Origin of the sequence: Hydrogenovibrio sp. (assembly GCF_049975065.1) — a bacterium.
Lineage (GTDB): Bacteria > Pseudomonadota > Gammaproteobacteria > Thiomicrospirales > Thiomicrospiraceae > Hydrogenovibrio.
The window spans coordinates 1-9,054 of the sequence record NZ_JBNGDN010000085.1 but is presented as its reverse complement, the minus strand read 5'-3'; the positions used below and the strand labels follow the sequence as shown (position 1 = coordinate 9,054).

Below are 9,054 nucleotides of genomic sequence, written 5' to 3'. Positions count from 1 at the left end.
ATTCGAGATCGAAAGGACAATCATCTTTCAAACCATACGCGCCAAGCTGCTGGGCAGCTTTATTCTTCTCACCCTGATGGTCATCGGCTTTGCCAATTACCGTGAAATGGCGCTCATATGTCTCTGACCGGTGGTCTGCAAAGTGAAATGCTCACCACGCGACTGGACGTGCTGGGCTATTTGAACCATCAGTCGCCGCAAAACATTTCCGACTTCCAGCAAGGCTATCAAAATACCCTGAAAGAAGTCGAACGCGCCAAAACCGAAATTCAAAAAGCCGGGCGCGCCGAACAGGTCGCGGAAATCGACCGCATTCTGCAAGAATACAAAACCGAATTTGAACGCGTTGTGGTTTTATTTCAAAAGCGCGACCAGCTGTTTGAAAACGTGATTCAAAAACACGGCCCAGACATTGAAGCGGCCATGACGCAAATCATGCGCACGGCGAACCAAGCGGAAGTGGTTGCCGCCGTGTCCGAAGGGCTGCGCAGCTTTTTGCTGGCGCGCATCTACACCCTACGCTATCTCGACACCAACACCTCGGACGATATGAAACGTGCTGTGGACGAACTGCACCATGTGGAAGACCAGGTAGAAACGCTGCAAAACACCATGTCAAACCCGGAGCCCATTCGCGTCTTTCAGGCGGCGCACGCCAAACTGGTGGAATACGAAAACGCCGTGACCGAAATTGATCGCATCATTACCGAACGCAACCGCCACATTGACAACCTGAACCGACTCGGGCCGAAAGTGGCCGACCTGGCTGAACAGGTGCGCGTGTCCATCCGCAATGACCAGGATCGCATCGGTCCGATGGTGCAGCAACTGAACACCGACATCATTACCATGATGGCGATTATCGGGTTGTTAGTCGCCCTGCTGGCGACCGTCATGGCCGTCGCCATTCCGCGCAGCATTGCCAACGGCTTGGCCAGCATTCAAACCAAACTCGGCCAAATCAGTCAGACCGGCGACTTCAACATTCGCGCCGACGACCAACGACCGGACGAAGTCGGCGACATGGGCAAAGCGGTGAACACCCTGCTGTCGAATATGCAGGGTGCCATTAACGAAGCCAATGACGTGGTCAGTGCGCTGGCCGCCGGACGCTTTGACCAACGCATCACCAAAGATCTGAACGGCGATCTGGAGACCCTGAAAGACGGCATTAACACCAGTGCCGATAATATTGCCGATGTCATGTCGCAACTCAAAGACGTCATGAACTACCTGCAAAACGGCCAGTTTGACATCACCTTGGACACGCAAGCACAGGGCGAGTACAAAGCCATGATCGACACCGCCGCCACCGCCATGAATGCCATGAACCGCGTCATCGGTGAAATCAATCAAGTGATGGGACGGGTTTCCTGCGGCGAATTCCACGAGCGGGTGAACGTCGCCGCCAGCGGGGAAATGAACGACCTGAAAACCGCCATTAACGACACGGTTCAGATCCTTGAAAGCGTCATCAGCGACATCACCGACGTCATGGACGCCCAAAGTCAGGGCGACCTGACGCTGTCGGTGACCACCCAATGCGAAGGACAACTGGATCGCCTGAAAAACGCCATCAACCAGAATGCCGACAATCTGGCACGCATTATTGCCTCGGCGCTCAACAGTGCTCAGGTGGTCAATGGTGCCTCCGAAGAAGTCTCGCGCGGTTCGCTGGATCTCAGTCAGCGCGTTCAGGAACAGGCCGCCGCCTTGGAAGAAACGTCCGCCACCATGGACGAAATGAATTCCGCCGTGCAGAACAACACCCAAAATGCGCTCGAAGCCACCCGAGTGGCGCGCGATGTTCAGGAAAAGGCGCATAACGGCACCGAAGTGATGACACAAACCATTGAGGCGATGAACGCCATTCAGGAGTCCAGCCACAAAATTTCCGAAATCGTCACCCTGATCGACGGCATTGCCTTCCAGACCAACCTACTGGCGCTGAATGCGGCGGTGGAAGCGGCGCGCGCCGGAGACCACGGTCGCGGCTTTGCCGTGGTGGCGGGCGAAGTACGCGCCTTGGCGCAAAAGTCCGCCGATGCCGCGCGCGACATTAAATCGCTGATTGACGAGAGCGTCACGCGCATTGACCAAGGCACTCAGCTGGCCTCTGAATCCGGCGAAGTGCTCACCGGCATTAACGGCGCGGTGGAAAACGTGACACAAATGATTGAACACATTGCCCAGGCCTCCAAAGAACAGGCCGAAGGCGTCAATCAGGTTCACAAAGCCATTGCGGACATTGACCAGGTCACCCAGCAAAACGCTGCACTGGTGGAAGAAACCTCCGCCGCCGCCGAAAGCATGTCGGAGCAGGCCACCGAATTAAGCCAAAACATGGCCTTCTTCAAGACCCGTGATGCGGCGATTTCACCAGGCCTGGCCAATTCGACGAAAGCCGCAACAAAACCAACGCCGAACCCAGCCGACCGCCCACCAGCGGCCTTACCCAAACCGGCCGCCAAGCCGAGCGACGGCGACGAATGGGGTGAGTTTTAAAAAGGAATCGACGGTTATCAAAAATTGGCGGAAGCTCCAGCCTCCGCCGACTATGTTCATATAAAAAATACTGATTTGTCCGACCCCAATCACTGCGATTAATATCGTATCCGTGCAAATGGCCGTCTTTATCGGTCAACAGACCTTAATCCAAGTGTCATACAAAAACCGACTCGGATGTGCGATATTAAAGAATTCTTACCCCCCATCAGGGTGTCTGAGATTGTGATAACGTTGGACCTGTTTCAGTATTCAAAGCTTGGATGCACACGGATACGAGGACTATCATGCGACAGAATTTACCGATTACTCAAAAAGAACAATCCTTGCCGGAAAAGGCCATTCTCAGCACCACCACGGATTTGAAAGGCACCATCCTGACCGCTTCGGACGACTTCGTCAAGATCAGCGGTTTCAGTCGTGCGGAGCTGATCGGTCAGCCGCATAATATTGTGCGTCACCCGGATACGCCGTCGCAGGTGTTTGCCGATATGTGGTACACCCTGAAAAAAGGCCAAACCTGGTCGGCGATGGTGAAAAACCGCGCCAAAAACGGCGACCACTACTGGGTTCTGGCCAATGTCACCCCCATGGAAGAAAACGGCCAAATCGTCGGCTATGTGTCGGTGCGCACCCCGGCCACACGGGCACAAATACAAGAGGCTGAACACCTCTATCAAGCCATCCACACAGGCAAGTGGCAACTGCAGTGCGCGGTGATTCGCCGCAGGCTGGCGATGAAATGGGATTGGCTGCGCATCCGTGCCAAGCTCAAAACGGTGCTGATGATTTACGCCGCGGCTATCATGCTGATCGGTACCGGGCTGCTGGCCACCACGCTGTACCTCAACGACATCGCCCCGATTGAACAGCAAGAACTCACCCGCGAAGCCAAAGCAACGCAAACCCTGTTGGACAATCACATTCACAATAAGGTGGTGTCGGTCATGGATTTAGCCGCCAGTGTCTCAGGATTCAATGAAGTCTCACAGACACTGAACGGCACCCTGCCGAAATCCCTGCTGAAAGCGGAGCTGGCCGATATTCGCCAGCACTATGCGCGCATCACCGACTACCAGAACATTCGCGTTCAAGTCTACCGCGACGACGCCAGCCCTTTTATGAACTCCTGGTCGAACCCGCCCGCCAAAGCACCGCAAAACCCCCTGCTGCAAGCCATGCAGCAGAGCGGTAAAGTCACCGGCGGGCTCACCGTGGACACCCATGATATGGGGCTCGGTGTCACCGGCTATGCGCCGGTGTTTGCAGATGAACGTCTGGTCGGCGCGGTAGCGGTTTCCAGCGGCCTCGCCTCAGTCGTCGGCGAGCTCAAACAACAGGGCATTGACTGGGTGATGTTGCTGAATCGCGATACCTTTTCCGCCGGACTGCCAACCAGCCTGAAAAACAATCAGGCGTTTTCCGAAACCCGCATCCTGGCCAGCAACGGCTGGTTTGATGCCAACTCGGTCGAAGCCTTCCAGTCGGTTTTCAACGCCCCACAAGAAGCGTCGGAAGCGGTTGCTTTCATTCAAGATAACCGTCTCTATATCAGCCTACCCGCCTACAACGCCGACGGTCAGCTCATTGGGCGCCATCTGCTGATGCGCGCCGCCGATCCCATTCTGAATAAAGTCGCCGCCGCCGAACAGCAGGCTCTGCTCACCATTGTGGAACTGTTGCTGCTGATTGTCTTCATTGTCGGCACCCTCATCTGGCTAATGAAGCAACGCGCCATCAAGCCGCTGATGCAGCTGTCCGAAACCATGCGTAAAATGCGCGAAACCGGGCGTTTCAATGAGCGCGTTAACCTCATCAACAACGGTGATGAGATCAATGACATCGTCAACCACTACAACAGTTTTGTCGGCAATGTGCAGCAATCGTTCACCAATATTAACGATGTCATGGCCTCACTCGCCAAAGGCCACCTCGACGTGGCCGTCACCGGGCACTTCAAGGGGGATTTTGAAATCATGCAAAACGCCATCAACACCTCTGTGAGCAATATCCGCAACATTATGTCGGAGCTTACCCGCGTGGTGAACGGCATGAGTCGCGGGCAGTTCGATCTGGCGGTCAACTCGGAAGTGGACGGCGATTTTAAACGCCTGCTGGACGATCTGCTTGCCACCATGACCACCATTGAGTCCACGATTCAAGCCATTGTCAACGTCATGGACAAAATGAAAAACGGTAAATTCCGTCATCGGGTAGACATTGAGGCGCACGGCCATTTTAAACACCTAAAAGACGGCGTGAATGACTCCATGGATGCACTGGAAAATGCCATTAAAGACCTTACCCGCATTGTCGTGGCACAATCCAACGGCGACCTCACTCATAAAATCACCACCGACTATCACGGCGAGTTACGCATCCTGAAAGAGGCAGTCAACAACACCGCGGACAAACTGGTGGACGTGGTCGCCAATGCCATTGAAGCGTCACAAATCGTCAGCACCGCCGCACAAGAGGTGTCACAAGGCTCCGCCAATCTCAGCGAACGTGTTCAGGAACAAGCGTCGGCACTGGAACAGACCTCGGCCACCATGCAACAGATGAACGCCGCGGTGCAGAACAACAGCGAAATCGCTCAGAACACCGCCAAGATCACCTTGGAAGTGCAAGCCAAAGCCAACAGCGGCTCGGAAGTCATGCAACAGACACTGGAAGCCATGACGCAGATTCAAGGCTCCAGCCACAAGATTGCGGAAATCATCGGTTTGATTGACGGCATTGCCTTCCAAACCAACCTGCTGGCTTTGAATGCCGCCGTGGAAGCCGCTCGCGCCGGAGAGCACGGCCGTGGTTTTGCCGTGGTGGCGGGCGAAGTCCGGGCGCTGGCGCAAAAATCCGCCGATGCCGCCAAGGACATTCGTCAACTGATTGACGAAAGTGTGGGACGCATTGATAAAGGCACCGAGCTGGCCACTGAAACCGGTGAAGTCCTCAAAGGCATTACCGGCTCGATTGATCAGGTCGCCGAAATGATTAACCAGATCGCCCAGGCCTCGATGCAACAGTCCGAAGGCATCCAACAGGTGCACCACGCCATTGGTCAAATCGACGGCATCACCCAGCAAAACGCGGCACTGGTGGAAGAAACCTCCGCCGCCTCGGAAAGCTTGAGCGAGCAGGCCGACCATCTGCAGCGCGACATGGCGTTTTTCCAGACCGAGGCTGCACAAACGCCAGGCCTCCGCCGTGTCACTTCGGCACAATCGCAACTTGAGCCGCCGAAAACCGATTCCCTTTCCACAACGACCGAGTGACGCCATGCCCGAATCCGCCCACAACGCAATCCAACCCTTCCGCCAAATACTGGCGCATCTACCGGACGGCGTGATGACGGTGGATCAAGACTACCGCATCACCTACGTTAACCCCGCTTTCTGCCGAATGCTGGGCTACGGCGAAACGGATTTACTGGGCACCGTCATTCACGACCACCTCCAGGATCTAAACGTCTTCGAGAGCTGTCGCCGCGAACTGGCGGACACAGGCGTCTGCCAAGATCAGCAAACCACCTTCAAACACCAAGACGGCCATCTGTTGCACCTCAGCAAAAATGTCCAAACCTTAACCGACGACCAGGGGCACACTCAAATCGTTGTCAGTCTGCGCGATGTTTCGCAAGTGCACCGTCTCAACCAGGAACTGGCCGACACCACGGAAAAACTGGAACACACCAACCAGAATCTCAGCCGCATGGTGCAACAGCGCACCGACCACCTCTACGAACAAATGGCGCTTCTCACCGGCTACAAAAATGCGCTGGATTTAGCGGGCATGGTGAGTAAATGCTCGCCGAATAAAACCATTTTGGAAGTCAATTCCGCCCTCTGCAACCGTTCCGGCTACAGCGCCTACGAGCTGATTGGCCAGGCCAGCACGTTTTTGTGGTCGGAAGAAGCACAAGAACAACTGCCGAACATCCTTGAAAAGATTTCTCAAGACCAGCCCTGGAAAGGCCTGGTGTCGATGCGTGCCAAAAACGGGGCGTCCTTTTATTTGGAGTCCAATATCGTGCCGATTCTCAGTGACAATGGCACTCTGTGCGAAATCGTCAATATCAGCTACGATGTCAGCCCCCTGATCGAGACCACACAATCCCTATCGCATCGCCTGAATTACGATCCCTTGACGCAACTGCCTAACCGGCACCGCTTAATGGCGGATTGCCAGGCCTGCCAGCAGCCGACCCAGCTGGTGCTGCTGAATATCGACAATTTCAATGAAATCAATTCCATCTACGGTCATGCGCTCGCCGATGAACTGTTGCAGAGTTTATCGCAGTTTTTGCAACACCATTTGGAAGGGTATCAACTGACGCTGTACAAACTGCCGATTGATGAATTTGCCCTGCTGGTTTACGAAACCTGGGACACCCAAACCCTGGCCGACTTCACCCAAAGCCTACTGGAACAGATTTCCACCGCCGAATTCATAATACGTCAACAAAGCGTTCGTTTGTCTTTGAGCGCCGGCATTGCCACCTCCGATGTCACCGAAGAGGCCAAAGATCGCATTATCGCCGCCGACATGGCGCTGAAAATCGCCAAGCATCAACGCAAGCCCTATGCGATTTACGACCCGACCCTGAACATCAAACAACGCTACGAAAACAACATTGTCTGGATTAAACGGCTGATTTCCGCCATTGAAGAAGACCGACTGCATCCGTTTTATCAACCGGTGGTCAAGGCCAGCAACCTGGAAGTCGACTATTATGAATGCTTGGTGCGCATCACCGACACCAACGGCGATGTCTACTCGCCGTTCCACTTTCTGGAAATGGCGAAAAAACTCAAACTCTATCCACAGCTCACCCAACGCATGATCGAAAAATCCATGCAACGCTTTGCCGACGAGAGCTGTTGCTTCTCCATCAACCTTTCCATCGAAGACATTGCCGACCCAGTCACCAATGAATGGATACGGCAAAAAGTCCGCCAGTGCCCGTTTTCATCAAGGATTATTTTTGAAATCGTCGAATCCGAAGGCATTCAGAATTACGACGTGGTCAGCCGCTTTATTCAGGAGGTGAAACAGCACGGCGTGAAAATCGCCATCGACGACTTTGGGGCTGGCTACTCCAATTTCGTCAACATTGTGCGGCTGGACATCGACTACATTAAAATCGACGGATCGATTATCCGTAACATTCACCAGGATCGCCCCTCGCAGGTCATCACCGAGACCATTATCGACTTTGCCAGCAAACTCGGCATCGAAACCGTCGCCGAATTCGTTGGCGACCAGGCCGTTTACGACCACGTCAAACGCCTTGGCCTTGATTACCTGCAAGGCTACCACTTCGGCGAACCCAAGGCGAATTTACGCCCCACCAGTTTGCTGCGCTGAGCACTTAACCGGTCTGTCCAAGCGTTTCAGTCCACCGTGCTCGTCCGCAATCGCGACAACTCCCAATGTTTCATCGCCCAATCCCACAAGCGGGTTAACCGCGTCAGGTTTTTAGGCGGCGGATGCTGTAAAAAACGCAAGGCCGCGTGCAAGGTGTCCACCGCGTCGGCTTGCTGAATGGCAGGCGCACGGCTTTTTTTGCTCAATTTAATGCCCTCCGCATTCGTCACCAGTGGATGATGTGCATAATGAGGCCAGGCTTGGTCAGACACCCCCAGTGCCTGAAGAATCGCCAACTGTGGAAAACTGCTGTGCAATAAATCCGCGCCGCGCACCACCTCGGTCACCCCCATGTCCCAGTCATCCACCGCGCAGGCCAGATGATACCCCATAAACCCATCGGCGCGTTTCACCACAAAATCCCCCAAGTCAGAAGCGATGTCCAACCGCTGCGCGCCCAGTATCGCATCGTGAAACGCGATGTCGCCCGGCGTCACCGCAAAGCGCCACGCCGAGGCGGGCGTCATGGCCGCCACATCCGGCCGCACCGCTTGCGGACGACAAAAATTATCATAGCGCGGATCATTTTGCCCAGGCCTGGCGGAATTGCGCTGTTGAATCATCTTGCGACTGCACTCGCACACATACACACGCCCAGATTGGTTCAAATCCGCCAGAGCCGATTGATACAACGCCAAACGCTCCGACTGATACACCTCATCGCCATCCCACTCAAACCCATACGCCTGCAAAGTGCGGACAATGCTTTCACACGCGCCGGGCACCACACGCGGCGCATCGATATCGTCAATCCGTAATCGCCACTCACCGCCCTGCGACTTGGCATTCAAATAACTCGCCGTCGCCGCAATCAGAGAACCGAAATGCAAGGGGCCACTCGGCGTCGGCGCAAACCGCCCCACAGGACGCGAGTCGCTCAATACTGCTTCAGCGGTGTCATTCATATCGAACACCCGAAACCTATGGTCATCATATTTCGTTCTCCTTTGGAGGATTATTCTATCAATCATCCAGGTACGAAATAGTGTAGCCGTTCCACGTGTCCTTCAGAAATTAAAAAGCCAAGCAAATTTGCTTGGCTCGTACAATGGCGTCTGTCAATTAGGGTTTGTTAAAACTGGATTTTTTGAATCTTCCCATCTCTATAGACGACAGCGTATT

Annotated in this window: 4 protein-coding genes; 3 read left to right on the top strand and 1 reads right to left on the bottom strand. The window is 54.5% G+C overall.

All coding sequences use genetic code 11. The features are described 5' to 3' along the window. Nucleotides 1-117: 117 nt before the first annotated feature. From ACP5D0_RS08980 to ACP5D0_RS08970, 3 genes are all read left to right on the top strand, one after another. On the top strand, nt 118-2,505 hold the full coding sequence (locus tag ACP5D0_RS08980; RefSeq protein WP_472365398.1) for a methyl-accepting chemotaxis protein: 2,388 nt from the start codon (nt 118-120) through the stop codon (nt 2,503-2,505). 287 nt (nt 2,506-2,792) lie between these two features. Continuing rightward, on the top strand, nt 2,793-5,780 hold the full coding sequence (locus ACP5D0_RS08975) for a methyl-accepting chemotaxis protein (protein WP_472365397.1): 2,988 nt from the start codon (nt 2,793-2,795) through the stop codon (nt 5,778-5,780). Nucleotides 5,781-5,784: 4 nt separating this feature from the next. Beyond that, nucleotides 5,785-7,872: a bifunctional diguanylate cyclase/phosphodiesterase gene (locus ACP5D0_RS08970; protein WP_472365396.1), complete on the top strand. Its 2,088-nt coding sequence runs from the start codon at nt 5,785-5,787 to the stop codon at nt 7,870-7,872. Nucleotides 7,873-7,898: 26 nt separating this feature from the next. On the opposite strand, the gene gluQRS is transcribed toward ACP5D0_RS08970, so the two are convergent. After that, the gene (gene gluQRS, locus ACP5D0_RS08965) at nt 7,899-8,837 is read right to left on the bottom strand and encodes a tRNA glutamyl-Q(34) synthetase GluQRS (RefSeq protein WP_472365394.1); all 939 of its coding nucleotides are present in this window, start codon (nt 8,835-8,837) and stop codon (nt 7,899-7,901) included. Between the last annotated feature and the right edge of the window lie 217 nt (nt 8,838-9,054).